The following is a 16,319-nucleotide window of genomic DNA, read 5'->3' as shown; positions in this document are numbered from 1 at the left end:
GTCAGGCCGCTCGGCGGCCGGGCAGGGTATAGCCGAGATCGTAACCGTGCTTGCCGTTGGCGACGGTGATCGTCATCGCGCCGCCGAGGCCGGCCAGCTCGCCCGTACCGGAGCCGGGCACCACCGCCACCGTCCACTCCTGCGGCATGCCGTCGACCATCAAGGCGCGGTGCAGCAGCACGAAGCTGCCGCTGCGACCATGCAGCTTGCCGCTGATTTTTTCCAGCGCCACGCAGGCACCCGAGGTGGTGCCGTCGCCCGCTGCCAGCATCTCGCCCTGGCTGGTGGCGTCAAGGTTGCCATGGAACTGTTTGTCCAGCGACAGCTGCGCGAGGCCGGAGACCCGGGCCTGCGGGTTGTCCGGGTTTTGCGGGGGATGCTGACGTCGAAATGGCCGGTGGCATGCTTGGCGGTGGGCTCCGGGAGGGCGGCGCAGGCGCGTCAGTGGCGTCCGCAGCGAGGATGAACGCTGCAAGTATAGGCAAGCGTGGAACCGCGGCTTTCGTGGAAAACTCCTGCGCGGTTTCAGGGCGCTGGCGGGGTGTCCACCCGCAGAGTACGCGCTTCGGGGGCGGGTGCATTGAGGCTGGCGCGGCGTGGTATCGGCCGGAAATGCCGGCGTCCTGCCGTGCTACCTTGCGGGGCGTGTCGGCCCGAAAGCCCCGCGTGCGCATGATGGAAGCGGCACGCCGACCCCGGCTTTCGGTCTGCATACGGGAATGGGCATGCACTTCGACCTTTTTACGCTCGGCGTCATCGGCGCGGCCATCGGCATCGCCATCTCGATAAGTTTCACCCTGCTCGGGCTGGTGCTGCGCGGCCTGCCGGCGCTGCGCATCTGGGCCACCGCGTTCTGGGTGATAACCGTCGCCGTGCTCCTGCAGGGCCTGAACGAAAACGGCAGCCTGCTCTCAACGGTCGTGGGTGGCGGCCTGATCGCACTGGCCAATGCGCTGATGCTGATGGGCATCGCCATCCACCTGCGCTACCCGCTGCGCTGGCGCTGGCCGCTGGCGGTGACGGGCCTGTTCGTCGTCTGCCAGATCCATGTCTACCTGTCGCCACCGACGCAGACGATCTCGGCACTGATGTTCGGCGGCTACAGCGTGGTCTGGGACGCATGGATGGTCTGGGTGCTGCTGTGGCGCTCGCCGCGGGACATGCGCAACACCTGCAGCTTCACCGCACTGATCTTCACCATCGACGCGCTGTTCTACCTGTTGCGTTCGGTGGTGGTGCTGTTTCCGCAGCTGTTCGCACACTCGCCGCTCGACCAACTGCTCACCACATGGAACTACCTGTTCGGCATCCTGTCCTCGTTCCTGCTGAGCACCGGGTTCACCCTGATGCTGGCCGAGCGGCTGACCCTGGACCTGCGCCGGCTGGCGCGCACCGATGGGCTCACCGGCCTGCTCAATCGCAACGCGCTGATCGAGGCGGGCACGCGCCTGGTGCAGGCCTGCCGCGCACGCGGACAGGCCTGCAGCGTGCTGATGTTCGACCTGGACCACTTCAAGTCGATCAACGACAACTGGGGCCACGCGGCGGGCGATGCGGTGCTCAGCCATTTCGTCGGGGTGATCCGTGGCGCGGGACTGGCCCGCGAGGCGCTGTTCGCGCGTTACGGCGGCGAGGAGTTCATGCTGGTGCTGCCCGCCATCAAGCCAGCGGCCGCCGACGCACTCGCCGAGCGCATGCGCGCCGCCGTGGCGGCGGAACCGGCATTGTTCGATGGCCGCAGCATCGACATCACCACCAGCGTGGGCGTGGCCACGGCCATCGACGCGGACTTCAAGCAATTGGTCAATGTCGCCGATGTCGCGCTGTACCGGGCCAAGCACCAGGGCCGCAATCAGGTGGCGTGGAATCCGGCGGCGTAAAGAGAGCCAGGGGCGGCGGATCGGCCTTCCGTCCCGGGAATGCAAACCCGCCTCCTTGTCTCCCCGATACGCCTGCACCCGATCCGGCCGCCACGGCATTTTCGCACCCGGTTACACCCGCACTTTTGCCTGTGTAACTCATACACCCTCAAAAGTGTCGGATAACACCGCTACCTGTACCCGTATCGATAGCGGTGCTGCCGCGCAAGAGCCTGATCTGCCGCAGGAATTGTCGGCTTGTGCGGTCAGGGGCGGAGCCGCATACTTGGTGCAACACCCCACTTTTGGGGTCTACTAAGCGTTAGGACTCACGATGAATGATCCCGCAAACTACAAGCAGGTCCTTTCGCACTTCAAGGCCTCACCCAAAGAAGTTCGCTCATATCTCCCGTCGTTTGAAAAGCTCGTCAAGGGCTACGATTGGGATGTATCAATTTCTTATGTTTTTTCGCGCGTCGAGTCTGTTAAACACAAAACAATCTACTGCGGGATCGTAAAGCTTCATTGGACCGAGTCTGAGTTAACCCATCGCGCTGTCGACAGAGACCATATGAGTCGCGGTCGCTTCCGAGATCTTTTCAAGATTGTCTACGGGAAACCCATTGATGACCAGCTTCTCCTAAAGCTGAGCAACGCAGAGGCGACAAGGGACAAGATTGCACATGGAAAAAACTGGACGGAAGCACAAGCCAGAAAATCGCTCATCGACATCATAGATTTTGCCACCGGGCTCAATGACTTCGTCTACGACATTGCTAAAATTCGCCCTTTTGGAGGCGATTTGCGTGGGTTCAAGGGGCGCAAAGAGCCGCTTTCTAAGCAAACCACTCATTGGGTTCTCAAGGGCATGGGTATTCCCAAGGCCGGAGACCCGCAATGAGTCCTAACAAATCATTCGAGGCGGACGGCTTCGCCGCCGCTCAATTCCAGCGTTAGACCGCAGAAGGATGCAAATGTCCAAGACGAAGAGCATCGAGATTCGCTGCGAGCATTGTCACCAGTGGTTTCCGTCTCCTATCTTCTTTGGCGACAGCGAGTCGTTCGACACCTCAATACTTTTTGCGAACCGAGCGCAGTGTCCTCACTGTCATGAGATGACAGGTTGTAACAAGGAGAACTTTCGGGTGCACTTCGATGATGGTGGGTTCCTCGGCGTGGATGTCAATTAGTTGGGGTCTTCGCGGATCAGTGTGGGTCCAACCGGGCATTTGGGGGTAGCGGCGGGGCGCCGCATGGCGCGGCGCATAGATGCGGCGTGCGCTTTTCGGTATGTTGGCGCCTTCCCAACGTCAAGGCGCGCCGCATGACCGCATCGCTGGAACACCCCGATCATCTGAGGCGCAGCCTTTCCAACCGGCATCTGCAGCTGATAGCCATCGGCGGCGCGATCGGTACCGGCCTGTTCATGGGCTCGGGCAAGACGATCAGCCTGGCCGGGCCGTCGATCCTCTTGGTCTACCTGGTCATCGGCGTGATGCTGTTCTTCGTGATGCGGGCGATGGGCGAGCTGCTGTTGTCCAACCTCGAGTACAAATCCTTCATCGACTTTTCCACCGACCTGCTCGGACCGTGGGCTGGTTTCTTCTGCGGCTGGACCTACTGGTTCTGCTGGGTGATCACCGCGATCGCCGACGTGATCGCGATCGCCGCCTATGCGCAGTTCTGGTTTCCGGGGCTGGCGCCGTGGATTCCCGCGGTGCTGTGCGTGCTGCTGCTGCTCAGCCTGAACCTGGTCACGGTGAAGCTGTTCGGCGAGCTGGAGTTCTGGTTCGCGCTGATCAAGATCGTGGCGATCGTCGCGTTGATCGTTACCGGCTTCGCGCTGGTTGCCTGGGGCTTCACCTCGCCGAGCGGGCACAAGGCTTCGCTGGCCAACCTGTGGAGTGACGGCGGGTTCTTCCCGAAGGGCATCAGCGGATTCTTCGCCGGCTTCCAGATCGCGGTGTTCGCCTTCGTCGGCATCGAGCTGGTCGGCACCACCGCCGCCGAGACGGCGGACCCGAAGCGCAACCTGCCGAAGGCGATCAACTCGATCCCGGTGCGCATCATCATCTTCTACGTGCTGGCGCTGGTCGCGATCATGATGGTGACGCCGTGGCGCCTGGTGGAAGCGGGCAAGAGCCCGTTCGTGGAGCTGTTCGTGCTGGCCGGCATCCCGGCCGCGGCCAGCCTGATCAACTTCGTGGTGCTGACCTCGGCCACCTCGTCGGCCAACAGCGGCATCTTCTCCACCAGCCGCATGCTGTACGGCCTGGCCGAGGAGCGGCACGCGCCGAAGATGTTCGCGCGGCTGTCGCGGGCGGCGGTGCCGTCGCTGGGCCTGCTGTTTTCCTGCTTCTGCCTGCTGCTGGGCGCGGCGATGATCTACCTGATCCCCGACCTGGTCACCGCGTTCACCCTGATCACCACGCTGTCGGCGGTACTGTTCATGTTCGTCTGGTCGCTGATCCTGTTCGCCTACCTGGCCTACCGGCGCAAGCGCCCGCAGCTGCATGAAGCCTCCACCTACAAGATGCCCGGCGGCGTGTTCATGTGCTGGGCCTGCCTGGCGTTCTTCGTGTTCGTGCTGGTGCTGTTGAGCCTGCAGCCGGATACCCGCGAGGCGCTGATTGCCAGCCCGGTGTGGTTCGTGCTGCTGGGCATCGGCTACCTGTGGAAGGAGCGCCGGTTGCGCCGCGCCGAGGCCCTGCCGGCCGAGTGACGCACCGTAACCGCGGCAGGTGGCGCGGTCCGCGCCGGTTTCGTAGGGCGGGCACGGCCCGCCGCGCTTTTCAACGGTGCGCACCATCAAGAGCGGCGGGCGGTGCCCGCTCTACGAAGCGGGGGCATGGCGAGCTCGATGTTGCGGCCGATGGCGCCCACCTCAGTCGCGGTCGGGTGCGCCGAGCGGGAAGTACGGGCGGTACGGTCGCGCCTCGTCCACCGCGCGGGCGAACGAGGGGCGCGCCAGCAGGCGTTGCCGGTAGGCGGTGACGTTGATGCAGCTTGCCGGGATGCGATGGGTCCAGTCGGCGTAGAACAGCGCAGGCGCGGCGGAGCAGTCGGCGAGGCTGAAGTCGCCGCCGGTGGCCCAATGGCGGCCGGCTAGTTTCCTCTCCAGCCAGGCGTAGGCGGTATCGAGCAGGGCACGTGCCTCCTTCACGCCGTAGGGGTCGCGGTCGGCCGCGGGGCGCAGGCTGTCGAACACGATCTTCTGCAGCGGCGTGTGCACGTAGTGGTCGAAGAAGCGGTCCATCGCGCGTGCTTCGAGCGCGGTGTCGGCGTCGACGGGAATCAGCGGTGCGGTACCGGGGTAATGCCGATCGAGGTACTCGATGATGATGCCCGACTCGACCGCCGTGCGTTCGCCGTCGCGCAGCAGGGGAAAGCGGCGGATCGGCCACAGCGCGGTGAACTCGGCGTCGGTGACGGCATCGTCCGGCGTGAGCACGCGCCATTCGAACGCAATGCCGTTCTCGTACAGCGCGATCAGCACCTTCTGGCAGTAGGAGGAGAACCGGTGGGCGTAGAGCTGCAAGGGCATGGCGGCGCCTTTTTGTGGAGATTGTCCATGCGATGAATGGTCGCCAGCCGGATCGCCATGGCCCGCTGCGCACTTGATCTGGATCAAGGTGGCAGCCAGAGAGCGTGCCGAATATGGGCGTCGACGGCACCGATGCGGTGCCCCTGAAACGAGGAAATCCGATGGAGTTCCATATTGCCTTGACCGAGGCCTCCCCTGATCCGGCCGTGGTGCAGGATGCCCTGTTCAACGTCGATCCCACCGCGGTGGCCGACCTGGACATGAGCGGCCTGGTGATGCGCGTATCCGCCTCGGCGACGGCGGCGGACCTGATCGAGGTGTTGCGTCAGGTCGGCTGGTCGGTGGCGCCGAAGCAGGTGGTGCAGTTGCCGTCGATCTGCTGCGGCGGTTGCGGCGGCTGACGCGACGGCGGCCGGCGATGCTGTCCTGATCGGCGTCGGCGCGGGCCGGCGTCGCGCCTCGTCGCTTGCCGACGATCAACCCCAGGAGCGTTCTGCCATGTCGTTCGATATCGTGGTCATCGGGGCCGGCCCTGCCGGGCTGTGTTTCGCCCGCTCGCTGGCCGGCAGCGGCCTGCGCATCGCGCTGGTGGAGCGGCAGGAAGAGGCGGCGCTGATGGCGCCAGCCGACGACGGCCGCGAGATCGCGATCACCCACCACTCGCGACGGCTGCTGCGCGAACTGGGTCTGTGGGCGCGCCTGCGCGAGGATGAGATCGGCACGCTGCGTGACGCCATGGTGCTCGACGGCGACGACCGCGACGGCCTGATGTTCCGCCACGGCGAGGCCGGCAAGGAACAGCTGGGCTGGCTGCTGTCGAACCACGCGATCCGCCGCGCCGCATACGAAGGGGTGGCAGGCCTGAGCGAGGTCGAGCGCATCACCGGCGCGCGGGTCGACGCCGTGCGCACCGGTACCGACGGCGCCGAGGTCGAGCTGGACAACGGCGACATGCTGCACGCGCAGCTGGTGGTAGCGGCGGACAGCCGTTTCTCCGAGACGCGCCGCGCGATGGGCATTGGCGCGGAGATGCGTGACTTCGGCAAGACCATGCTGGTGCTGCGCATGCGCCACCAGGTGCCGCACGAGCAGGTGGCGTGGGAGTGGTTCGGTCACGGCCAGACCCTGGCCCTGCTGCCGTTGCACGATGCGTATACCTCGTCGGTGGTGCTGACCCTGGCCCCGCCGGCAATGCGCGAGCTGCTGGCGCTGGACGATGCGGCGCTGGAAGCGGCCATGGCCGAACGTTTCGGGCACCGGCTGGGCAGCATGACCGTGGCCGGCCCGCGCTGCGCCTATCCGCTGGTGGGTGTGTACGCGAAGCGTTTCGTGGCCGAGCGCTTCGCGTTGATCGGCGACGCGGCGGTGGGCATGCATCCGGTCACTGCGCACGGCTTCAATTTCGGCCTGCTCGGGCAGGATCTGCTGGCGCGCGAGCTGTGCGCCGCGCAGGCCGCCGGCCAGTCCATCGCCGCACCGGCGCTGCTGGCGCGCTACGAACGCCGGCTGCGGCTGGCTACGCGGCCACTGTACCTGGCCACCAACGCACTGGCCGGCCTGTATACCGACGACCGCCGCCCGGCGCGTGCGCTGCGCAAGCTGGCGCTGGGCGCCGGCGCACGGCTGCGACCGTTCCGGCGGCTGGTGATGTCGGGCCTCACTGCCGAGCAGGGCGGCGTACCCGCGCCGCTGCGGCTGTTGCGCCGGCCACGGCCGGCCTGACGATCAGCTCTGCGGGTTTCCCTGCACGACTAGGGTGGCGCTCATGCCGGCGGCGAGCACGGCCCCGCTCGGGATCGAGGACGCGTCGATGCGCACGCGCACCGGCACCCGTTGGGCCAGCCGGATCCAGTTGAATGTGGGCTCGACCTGGGCCAGCAGGCTGTCGCTGGTGGGGCTGGCGCCGTCGGCGATGCCCACCGCGACGCTGTCGACGTGGCCGCGCAGGTGCATGCCGCCGGCCATCAGGCGGATGTCGACCGGATCGCCGACGTGCACCTGCGGCAGCTTGGTTTCCTCGAAGTAGCCATAGATCCAGATGTCGTCGCGCTGGACCAGGGCCATGCGCGGCTTGCCCGTGTCGGCGAAGTCGCCGGCGCGCAGGTCGAGGTTGGTGATGGTGCCGTCGCTGGGTGCGCGCACTTCGGTGCGGGCCAGATCGAGCTGCGCACGCTCCAGCGCGATGCGCGCCTGGCGCACTGCGACCAGGGCGCGCCGCTGGCTGGCACTGGCGGCGCTGCGCCCGGCCTGCGCCTGGCGCCAGTTGGCGCGGGCTGCTTCGGCCGCGGCGGAGGCATCGTCGCGCGCCTCGCGCGAAATCACGTCGCCCAGCCGGTCGCGACGTTGTGCCTGCAGGCGGCGCATGGCGGCCTCGGCCTCGCTGGCCTGCGCGCCAGCGGCGGCGGCCGAGGTGTTCGCGCCGGCGGCCGCCGCGGCGGCTTCGGCGGCGGCGAGGTCGGCCTCGGCCTGGTCGGCGATCAGCTGGTAGCGGTCGCGGTCCACCACGAACAGCAGGTCGCCTTTCTTCACCGGCTGGTTGTCCTTCACCGCGACGCGGGTGATCAGGCCGGAGACATCCGGCGCGATGCGCACCACTTCGGCGCGGACACGCGCGTCGCGGGTCCACGGTGACAACATGTAGTGTTGCCAGGCGGCGTACGCGGTCGCCGCCGCCAGCAGCACCATCGCGGCGGTGAAGCCGGCACGGATCAGGGTTGTACTTCTCATGACAGGGATACCTCAGGAAAACATGGCTAGCGTCGCCACGCTGCAGACGCCGGCAAACAGCGCGATGCGCAGCAGCGACGGATGTGTCGCATGACGGTAGAGGCCGATGCGGCCGAGCAGGTGGTCGAGCAGCCACAGCACGGGCAGCAGCAGGACGGCGAGCACCAGCACACCGGGAAAGTAGATGCCGCCGAGGGAGACTTCATACGGCATGGGCGGCTCCCGGCGAACGCTGCAGACGGTGCTGGCGGGCGACGCCGGCGGCCAGCATGGAATCGCCGTCCTCCAGTGCGCCCAGCAGCAGGTGCAGGTGTTCGCGCAGCGTCGGGTGAGTGAAGTCGATCTGCGCCAGGACATGGCGGATGCGGGCGAGCGCAGCGGCGCGGTCGGCCGGGTCCAGCCGTTCGTAGACGCGGGCCAGCGCGTCCAGCGCGGCGGCGAGGTCGGCGTGCAGCGCGGGCGGCGGCGCTTGTTCGGCCAGGTCGTGGCGCAGCTCGATCAGGGTGTGGCCGGTTTCATGCACCATCAGGGCCCAGCCCAGCAGTTCGTGCGAATGCCGACTGCCCGGCCGGGTCTGCGCCACGATCTGCTGGAACAGGTCGCGGGCGAGGCTTTCGAAACGCGGCAGCAGGCCCGGCAGCGGCGCGCTGGCGGCAAGCCGGACCAGCCCGCGCAGGCGGCGCAGCAACCGGCGACGACGCCCCTTGCTGCCGTGGCCCGAGGGAATCAGCTTGAAGATCGCCACCGCAAGGCAGGCGCCCACCGCGAAAGTCAGCCCGCTGTTGAGATACATCGGCGCATCGACGTGCGGCGCCTCGCCGATCGCCAGCGCGACCAGGATGCCCACGCTCATGGCGGTGCCGATGATGGCCAGCCTGGGCCGGGTGACCAGGTACAGCGACAGCATCAGCAGCGGCAGCGTGCCGAGCACCAGCAGCGGGTAGGTGGGCAGCAACGGCAGCACGCTGTAGGTGGGCAGCGCCACGATCGGCGCCAGCAGGTGGCCGGCTGCGATGCGCTTGGAGACGAACACCGGATCCGGCGCCGCCGAGGCCATCGAGATCAGCGCCACCAGACCAAACAGGACGATGCCGCCGCCGGTCCAGCCGCTGGAGAGCCACAACAGCGACAGCACCAGGGTCACTGCCGCCGAACGCAGCATCGCCAGCATCACGGCATGGCTGTCGTTGGTACGGGCGAAGTGCACGCGGCCACGCGCTCGCGGCAAGGGCTTGCCGGCGCGGCGGCCCAGGTCCAGGTGGGCCTTGATGCGCACGTAGTCGCGCAGTTCGTCGAGAAAGCGGCGGATCAGCGCGTAGCCGGTATCGAAGTCGTCGTGGCAGGGCGGCTCCAGCGCGGCGCGCTCGTGCGTCGCCTGCATGACGATCCGTCGACGGCAGGCGGCAAGCTCGTCGGCCAGCCGGTCCAGGTCGTCGCGCGTGGCACGCTGGTCCAGTGCATCGCCCAGTGGGCGTAGCAGGCGCATCAACGCCTGCACGGCGGCGGTCGAGCCCTTGCGCCGCAGGCGGTCGATCAGGTGATGCAGTAACTGGAAGCGCGAAGCCGAGACCATGAAGCGCTGGTTGAGCAGCTTCAGTACGCCGTTGCGGGTGCGCAGGGAAGGGTCGTCGAAGAACGCGGCGGTGCGCAGGTCCTCGAAGCCGAGTGCACCGCGCACCACGCGCATCTGCGTGCGCTCCATCGCCTCATGGTCGACCAGCGCGCCGCGGCTGCTGTCGCGGATGAAATCCAGGAAGCCGTCGAAGTTGCGGTCGGCGCTGCCGCGCAGGTCGCCGCGCAGGCGGACCGGGAACACCGCGTCGAACACCACGCTGGCCACCAGCAGGCCCAGCAGCACCTCGGAGGTGCGCGCGAACGCGCTGTCGAACACGTTGACCGGATGGTGCATGGCCGGCAGCACGATCATCGCTGCGGTATAGCCGGCCAGCACGAAGGCATAGGCGCGGAAGTGGCGGAACAGCACCGCACCGCCGGCGCACAGCCCGGCCCACAGCGAGATGAACAGCACCAGCGGCAACGGCTGCTGCGGGAACAGCGCCACCGCCAGGATGGCGCCAGTGCAGCCGAGCAGGGTGCCCAGACCGCGATAGAGACTCTTGGCCAGCACCATGCCCGACTGCCGGTTCATCACCACGATCACGGTGACCATCGCCACCGACGGTGAGCCCAGTTGCAGTCGCATCGCCAGCCAGCCGGTGAGGTAGATCGCCAGCAGGGTCTTGAGGACGAACAGCCACGCGGCCTTCTCGCCGGCCATGGCGTGGGCGATCTGCTGGCGCCAGGACGGCGCCGGCGTTGCCGGCAGTTCCGCGCTCGCGGCGTTGCTCATCCCTGCGACTCCACCCCGCGCAGCACCTTCTTCAGCAGGTGTTCCAGCTGGCTGCGCTGGGCGTCGGTGATGCCGGCGAAGAAGCCCTGCAGCTGCAGGGTGACCGCCGGCACCACCTGCCGGATCAGCGCCTCGCCTTCGTCGGTGAGCTGCACCAGCAGCTTGCGGCGGTCCCCGTTGCTGGGCGAGCGGGTGAGCAGGCCCTTGGCCAGCAGCTGGTCGATCAGGCGGGTGGTGTTCGACGACTTCTCGCTGGTCGCTTCGCCGAGCTGCGACGGACTCAGCCCGCCCTTGCTGCCGTCGAGCATCATCAGCACGTTGTATTCCGGGTGGGTCAGGTCATGCGCGCGCAGCAGCAGGTTGGCGTGGTCGCTGAACAGCTTGTGCAGCAGCTTCACCATGCGTACCAGCATGGCCTGGTCGCGGGGGAAGCCGCGGTGCCTGCGCGTGCTGACCGCGAGCTTCTGTTCGATGGCCAAGAAGTCGCTCATATCTTCGTTGTGATTGTTTCCATAACTGTATATTACAGTAATGTACTAAAAAGAGAAAGAGGGCGGCGATCCCGCAGGACGGAGGGCCGATGGGATAAAATCCGCCGGTGAGCCCCGCGCTGTCCCCCGCCGTGAAGATTGGCCTCTCGATTGCCGTGGCGACCGGGTTGTACGGCGTGTCGTTCGGCGCGCTCGGCGTCGCTTCCGGGCTCGGCGTGTGGCAGACGGTGGCGCTGAGCGCGCTGATGTTCACCGGCGGTTCGCAGTTCGCCTTCATCGGCGTGCTGGCCGGCGGCGGCGCCGGTTCGGCAGCGTTCGGAGCGGCCACCTTGCTGGGCGTGCGCAACGCAGTCTACGGCATGCAGCTGAACCGCATGCTCAGGCCGCGCGGCTGGCGCCGGCTGCTTGCCGCCCAGCTCACCATCGATGAATCTGCCGCCACCGCCGCGGGCCAGCTCGATCCCGGCGAGCAGCGCCGCGGCTTCTGGAGCGCGGGGCTGGGTGTGTTCGTGCTGTGGAACCTGTTCACCCTGGCCGGCGCGCTGCTCGGTGACGCGCTGGGCGATCCCCGCCGCTGGGGCCTGGACGGCGCGGCGGTGGCCGCGTTCCTCGGCCTGCTGTGGCCGCGCCTGCGCGCCCGCGAGCCGGTGGCGCTGGCCGTGGTCTGCGCGCTGGTGACCGTGCTGGCGATGCCGCGGGTGCCGCCGGGCGTGCCGATCCTGCTCGCTGCACTGGTCGCGGCGCTGTGGGGCTGGTTCAGTCGCGGGCCGGCGGACGAGGGGCTGGAGCCGGACGTCGATCCGGTCGGTTTCGATGGTGCCGACACACCGCCGCAGGAGCACCGCTGATGGCGCTGTGGGGATGGCTGTTGCTGGCCAGTGCGGCGGCGTACGCGATCAAGCTGGCCGGTTACCTGGTGCCTGCGCGCTGGCTGGAGAACGAACACATGAGCCGGGTGGCCGGCACGCTGACGATCGGCCTGCTGGCTTCGCTGACCGCGATGAACACGTTCAGCGCCGGCCCGGTGTTGGCATTCGACGCCCGGCTCGGCGCCTTGCTCGCCGCCGCTGCCGCTCTGTGGCTGCGCGCGCCGTTCCTGCTGGTGGTGGTTGCGGGCGCGCTCGTGGCGGCGCTGCTCCGGCTGGCAGGTATTGGCTGACGTGGTGCCGGCGGCCCGTCAAGTCGAGTTGAAGCGCCCCCACAAAAGCTTGATGGTCACGCCGGCCAGCAGGAGGCTGCCGATCACCAGCATGGCTTCGCCCGAGTGCTGCTGGTCGTCGAGCAGGTAGTTGTTGCACAAACGTATCGGCGAGACCAGATACAGCCAGCCCAGCCGGAAAAACGTGGCGATCAGTTCGAGCAGGAACACGCCGCGTACCACGAAACCCATGCGCGGCCAGCCCAGCCCCAGCGGCAGGCCGATCAGCAGCGGTACGCTGGTGAATTTGGCGAACGCCATCCAGGCCTCGCTGGCGGCGGCATCCAGCGAGCGCGGTAGCATCCAGAACATGCCAGCCAGGCTGGCCAGCACCAGGCTGGTGATGCCGTGGTGGTTCCAGCGCGCGATGCTGGCGTCGAGCCGCGGCGGCAGCGCGGCCGGCAGCAGGTAGCCGACGCCGATCAGCAGCGGGATCTGCACCAGCATCTGCAGGGTCATGCTGCCCTCCAGCCACGCCCGCGCCGGCAGCAGCAGCAGGGCTACGAACAGCACGGCGGCGAAGGCCGGCGCCAGTCGCTGGCGTCCGGCGATGCTCATGGCAGCTTGCGCCGCATGACCTGCGCGACGGCCTGCGGATTGCCCCCGTCCAGGATCCGCACCAGCCGCCCCTGCGGGTCGACCACCTGGATCGCGGCGTTGTGCACGTAGCCGCCCATCCCGTCCGGCACCACGGTGACGCCGAAGGTGCGCAGCAGCTGCCGCAGGTCGTTCTTGCTCGTCGGCCGGGCGATGAGCCAGCCGTGGTCGCGGCCACGGAAGCGCTGCCGGTAGGCCGCCAGCTCGGCGGGCGTGTCGTGCGCCGGGTCGAAACTGATGCTGAGCAGCACCAGCCGGCCGTCGGCCAGCGGCGTGGCGAGCTGATCCTGCAGTTGCGCAAATTCGCCGCCCAGCGCCAGGCACCAGGTCAGGCAGCGGGTGTAGATGAAGTCGACCAGCACCCAGCGACCGCGCAGCTCGGCCAGCTTGACGTGCGCGCCTGACTGGGTTTCCAGCGTCACCGCCGGTACTGGCGGCGGGTCGTGCCGCACCGCGAGGCGGCGTGCGGTTTCGCTGGTGAATGCGTGGAAACCGTCGGTGGCAACCGTCAGCACGGCGCCACCGAGCACCAGCAGCAGGGCGCTAGCCAGCAGGGTGCGCAGCATCGGCATCGACCGGCGCCTTGAGCAGGCCGACGATGATGCGCGTGGCGAACACCAGCATGCCCAGGATCAGCACCATCGCGGCGATGGAACCGGCCCGGTCGTATGGCAACCATTCCGGCAGGTGCGTGGAGAAGCGCCGCGCCACGCTCATGTGGCCGGCGTACAGGAACACCATGCAGAAGCTGATGCCACCCACGACATACAGGAGCAGGCCGGCGCGGTCGGTTCCGCTGTTCACCGGCGCCCGCCGGCGGCTGCCGACCACGTGGTAAAGCAGGGTGAGGACCATCGGCAGCACGCCGAGCAGCAGGTAGAAGTGGAAATGCCCCGGCACCCATTGCGTGTTGTGCATCACCCGGTTGACGCCGATGGTGCCGTCGATGATCGCCGGCACGATGCCGGCGGCCCAGCCGAACAGCGCCAGCACGGCCAGCATCGAGGGCATCGTCCAGCGCAACCCGGAGCGATGGATGTTGGTCAGCACGCCGTAGGCGGTGACCAGGAACACTGGGAAACCGGCCGCATAGGAGATGATCTGGCCCATCACCAGCATCCAGCGCGGCTCCGCGTAATCCATCAGCAGGTGGTGCGGGAACACGATGATCACGAACACGGTGCTCGCCGCCCACGACCACAGGAACGGGCGCGAGACCCCGTAGGGTTTGCCGGTGTAGCGCGGCAGCAGTTCGTAGACCGCGATCACGCCCATGTAGATGGTGGCGTTGATGATCATGTGGCCGAACCAGTAGATCAGGTTCTTCGCCACCAGCGCGTTCAGCGCGATCTCGGGGTCGTAGACGTTGATCAGGCACATCACCAGCACCACCGCGCCGGCCAGGATGCCCAGCGAGTTGGCGATGATCACCATGGTGCTGGCGACCACGGCCTTGGGATGGGTCGGGTCGATCGCGCCGCCGAACAGCCATTGCAGGCCCAGCCCGCGACCCAGGTTGCCGTAGCGCTGGATGATCGCCGCGGCGGCGTCCAGGTAGAACAGCAGCATGCCCACGCCGATCAGCAGGTAGCCGACCATGAACACGGCGGCGGCGCCGTTGCTCCACAGGCCCATCGAGTGCACCGGCAGCGGGTACAGGAAGGTCCACGCGCTGGCGAAGTCGCCGACGAACACCGCCCAGATGATGCACAGCGCACCCAGCATGAACAGCACGTAGTTGCTCACGAACGCCCACAGGTGCAGCGACACGTACTTGCGCAGGAAGAACCACATCACCGCGATGCTGGCCAGGCTCATGGCGCCGACCATGCCGGCGCCGTGCATGGTCATGATCTTGTAGAACATCGCGGCCTGCACCGGTGTCCAGTCGGCCTGGGTCATGCGCATGGTCAGGCCCAGCAGCATCATCAGCACGAACAGCAGCAACGCGGTGATCATGTACAGGTTGAACGCCACGTGTTCGCCGCGCGGCAGTTTTTCGTCCTGCGGGTAGAGTTCGAGCGAGCTCATGACTTGTCCCCCCGGGCAGCGACGTCGAGTTCGGCGGTCATCCCGTTGTGCGCGACGCCGCAGTACTCGAGGCACATGATTTTGTAGGTGCCCGGCGTGCGGAAGGTGTACAGGATCTTGTTGGTGAAGCCGGGCATCGCCTGGGTCTGGATGACGATGCGCCCATCCGGGGCGTAGATCGCGAAGCCGTGGTTGACGTCGCCGGCGGTCACCCGGAACTCCACCGGCTCGCCTGCGGTCAGGTGGGTCTGGCTGACGTCCCAGGTCCATTGGTGGCCGACCACATCGACCACCTGCGCCGCCTGCAGCGGCGCATGCTGCGCCGGGATGGGAAAGGGTCGCAGGCTGGCCCAGGCGATCCCGATACCCAACAGCAAAAGCGCCGCGAACAAGACGCGGCGCAAGCTGATGGAAGTTCGATGTGCCCGCTCTGCCTCGGCGGTATCGGCTGGCCTGCCAGCCTGCGCGATCGCGTAGATGAAGCCCAGTGTCACCAGCCCCATGCCTGTCAGCGTGATCGCCCAAATCACGTTCTGGAAAATCATGGCCGTGCCTCCCCGAAAAGCACCACGTCGAAGCCATTTACCCTATCCGGGTGGCAGTGTCAAGGAAGGGTGGTGAGGAAAAGTTTGTTGCTGTTCTGCTGCTGTCCGGAATAAATCCACGCCCTGCGCCCAAGGCCACCATTCCCGCAATCTTCCCGACCGTCATCCCGGCGAAGGCCGGGATCGCACTTGATTCGGTGGCCTGAATGCGTAGGGCAGTGCGACAACTCGCTGCGCTCGCCCCTGCGGAGCCAGCCTTCGGCTGTTCAACGCTCACGTGGCTCGCTTTTGTCCCGCCTTCGCAGCAATGACGGCAAGGCGAGCGGAGATTTTGGGGCGAGGTTGCGGGTGATGACCGCCCAACACTGTGCCGCAGCTCTTCCGCCGCCCTGCGGCGAATTCATTCCGGACAGCAGTGCGGGGAAGCCAGGATGACGGCCGTGGTACCTGTCCCGGAACGGCCTTCCAGACGGCCGCGCTGCGACGCGCGTGACGCCGGCACGGCCACCTGTCGAGTCGAGGTCCCAGCCGCGGTAGCAGCGCGTTACGGGGAACCGCCGAGTCGCGAAGCGATGCGCACCTCGCCGGTCAGCACCTTGTGGATCGGACACTTGTTGGCGATCTGCAGCAGGCGCTCGCGCTGCTCGTCGTCCAGCTCGCCCTGCAGGGTGATCACGCGGGTGATGTCGTTGCCCGACTCGGGCGTGCCGTCGGGGTTGAACGCGAGCTCGACGTCGACGTGTTGCAGCGGCCACTGCTTGCGCGCCGCGTACATCTGCAGCGTGATCGCGGTGCAGGCGCCCAGCGCGGACAGCAGCAGCCGGTGCGGCGCCGGACCGGTGTTGGCGCCGCCTTCGTCGAGCGGTTCGTCGGCGTGCCAGGTGTTGCCCTGGTCGTCGGTGAAATCGACCGCGTACGGCGCATTGCCGGTGCTGGCGCGGACGGTGGGGATGCGCATGGCGGGTTCTCCTTCGTCG

Annotated in this window: 18 protein-coding genes; 7 read left to right on the top strand and 11 right to left on the bottom strand. The window is 67.3% G+C overall.

From position 1 onward, the window contains the following. Nucleotide 1: 1 nt before the first annotated feature. On the bottom strand, nt 2–475 hold the full coding sequence (locus tag LRK53_RS13155) for a DUF3224 domain-containing protein (protein ID WP_235642286.1): 474 nt from the start codon (nt 473–475) through the stop codon (nt 2–4). Between the two features lie 250 nt (nt 476–725). Between LRK53_RS13155 and LRK53_RS13150 the strand changes: the two genes are divergently transcribed. From LRK53_RS13150 to cycA, 3 genes are all read left to right on the top strand, one after another. Continuing rightward, nucleotides 726–1,880, top strand: a complete 1,155-nt coding sequence (locus tag LRK53_RS13150) for a GGDEF domain-containing protein (RefSeq protein WP_027491831.1) — start codon at nt 726–728, stop codon at nt 1,878–1,880. 313 nt (nt 1,881–2,193) lie between these two features. Then, a complete protein-coding gene (locus LRK53_RS13145) occupies nt 2,194–2,760 on the top strand; it encodes a hypothetical protein (protein ID WP_185754581.1) in 567 nt (188 codons plus the stop codon). A 423-nt stretch (nt 2,761–3,183) separates the two neighbouring features. Then, nucleotides 3,184–4,581: a D-serine/D-alanine/glycine transporter gene (gene cycA, locus LRK53_RS13140; RefSeq protein WP_235642284.1), complete on the top strand. Its 1,398-nt coding sequence runs from the start codon at nt 3,184–3,186 to the stop codon at nt 4,579–4,581. 162 nt (nt 4,582–4,743) lie between these two features. Here the strand turns inward: cycA and LRK53_RS13135 are convergent, their stop codons facing one another. Then, a complete protein-coding gene (locus tag LRK53_RS13135) occupies nt 4,744–5,403 on the bottom strand; it encodes a glutathione S-transferase family protein (protein WP_027491828.1) in 660 nt (219 codons plus the stop codon). A gap of 161 nt (nt 5,404–5,564) precedes the next feature. Here LRK53_RS13135 and LRK53_RS13130 point away from each other — a divergent pair, with 161 nt between their 5' ends. Both LRK53_RS13130 and ubiM read left to right on the top strand, forming a co-directional pair. Next, nucleotides 5,565–5,804, top strand: coding sequence for a hypothetical protein (locus LRK53_RS13130; protein ID WP_027491827.1), 240 nt, complete (start codon nt 5,565–5,567; stop codon nt 5,802–5,804). A 97-nt stretch (nt 5,805–5,901) separates the two neighbouring features. Further along, nucleotides 5,902–7,125: a 5-demethoxyubiquinol-8 5-hydroxylase UbiM gene (ubiM, locus tag LRK53_RS13125; RefSeq protein WP_027491826.1), complete on the top strand. Its 1,224-nt coding sequence runs from the start codon at nt 5,902–5,904 to the stop codon at nt 7,123–7,125. 3 nt (nt 7,126–7,128) lie between these two features. Here ubiM and LRK53_RS13120 read toward each other — a convergent pair whose 3' ends face one another. From LRK53_RS13120 to LRK53_RS13105, 4 genes are read right to left on the bottom strand one after another with little or no spacing between them, the layout of a single operon-like run. Next, the gene (locus tag LRK53_RS13120; protein WP_027491825.1) at nt 7,129–8,130 is read right to left on the bottom strand and encodes an HlyD family secretion protein; all 1,002 of its coding nucleotides are present in this window, start codon (nt 8,128–8,130) and stop codon (nt 7,129–7,131) included. A gap of 12 nt (nt 8,131–8,142) precedes the next feature. Then, the gene (locus tag LRK53_RS13115; RefSeq protein WP_027491824.1) at nt 8,143–8,343 is read right to left on the bottom strand and encodes a DUF1656 domain-containing protein; all 201 of its coding nucleotides are present in this window, start codon (nt 8,341–8,343) and stop codon (nt 8,143–8,145) included. Beyond that, complete coding sequence (locus LRK53_RS13110; protein WP_027491823.1) at nt 8,333–10,480, bottom strand: FUSC family protein; 2,148 nt, start codon at nt 10,478–10,480, stop codon at nt 8,333–8,335. Before LRK53_RS13110 ends, LRK53_RS13115 begins: the two co-directional genes overlap by 11 nt. Further along, nucleotides 10,477–10,971 carry a MarR family winged helix-turn-helix transcriptional regulator gene (locus LRK53_RS13105; RefSeq protein WP_027491822.1) on the bottom strand — a complete coding sequence of 165 codons (495 nt, stop codon included), beginning with the start codon at nt 10,969–10,971 and terminating at the stop codon, nt 10,477–10,479. Before LRK53_RS13105 ends, LRK53_RS13110 begins: the two co-directional genes overlap by 4 nt. 131 nt (nt 10,972–11,102) lie before the next feature. Between LRK53_RS13105 and LRK53_RS13100 the strand changes: the two genes are divergently transcribed. Next, on the top strand, nt 11,103–11,819 hold the full coding sequence (locus tag LRK53_RS13100) for an AzlC family ABC transporter permease (protein WP_235642282.1): 717 nt from the start codon (nt 11,103–11,105) through the stop codon (nt 11,817–11,819). Further along, nucleotides 11,819–12,130, top strand: a complete 312-nt coding sequence (locus LRK53_RS13095) for an AzlD domain-containing protein (protein ID WP_027491820.1) — start codon at nt 11,819–11,821, stop codon at nt 12,128–12,130. Before LRK53_RS13100 ends, LRK53_RS13095 begins: the two co-directional genes overlap by 1 nt. 18 nt (nt 12,131–12,148) lie before the next feature. Here the strand turns inward: LRK53_RS13095 and LRK53_RS13090 are convergent, their stop codons facing one another. The 5 genes from LRK53_RS13090 to LRK53_RS13070 all read right to left on the bottom strand — a co-directional run bounded on the left by LRK53_RS13090 (nt 12,149) and on the right by LRK53_RS13070 (nt 16,300). After that, nucleotides 12,149–12,727 (bottom strand): hypothetical protein, encoded by a 579-nt coding sequence (locus tag LRK53_RS13090; RefSeq protein WP_027491819.1) that lies wholly within the window; start codon nt 12,725–12,727, stop codon nt 12,149–12,151. Then, nucleotides 12,724–13,338, bottom strand: a complete 615-nt coding sequence (locus tag LRK53_RS13085; RefSeq protein WP_027491818.1) for an SCO family protein — start codon at nt 13,336–13,338, stop codon at nt 12,724–12,726. The genes LRK53_RS13090 and LRK53_RS13085 overlap by 4 nt, the downstream gene beginning before the upstream one ends. Continuing rightward, nucleotides 13,310–14,797: a cbb3-type cytochrome c oxidase subunit I gene (locus tag LRK53_RS13080; RefSeq protein ID WP_027491817.1), complete on the bottom strand. Its 1,488-nt coding sequence runs from the start codon at nt 14,795–14,797 to the stop codon at nt 13,310–13,312. The genes LRK53_RS13085 and LRK53_RS13080 overlap by 29 nt, the downstream gene beginning before the upstream one ends. Next, a complete protein-coding gene (locus LRK53_RS13075) occupies nt 14,794–15,342 on the bottom strand; it encodes a cupredoxin domain-containing protein (RefSeq protein ID WP_051257501.1) in 549 nt (182 codons plus the stop codon). Before LRK53_RS13075 ends, LRK53_RS13080 begins: the two co-directional genes overlap by 4 nt. A 544-nt stretch (nt 15,343–15,886) precedes the next feature. Further along, the gene (locus LRK53_RS13070) at nt 15,887–16,300 is read right to left on the bottom strand and encodes an OsmC family protein (protein WP_027491815.1); all 414 of its coding nucleotides are present in this window, start codon (nt 16,298–16,300) and stop codon (nt 15,887–15,889) included. Nucleotides 16,301–16,319 lie beyond the last annotated feature (19 nt).

It is taken from the genome of Rhodanobacter thiooxydans (assembly GCF_021545845.1).
GTDB lineage: Bacteria > Pseudomonadota > Gammaproteobacteria > Xanthomonadales > Rhodanobacteraceae > Rhodanobacter.
This window is presented reverse-complemented; position numbering and strand designations above follow the sequence as displayed.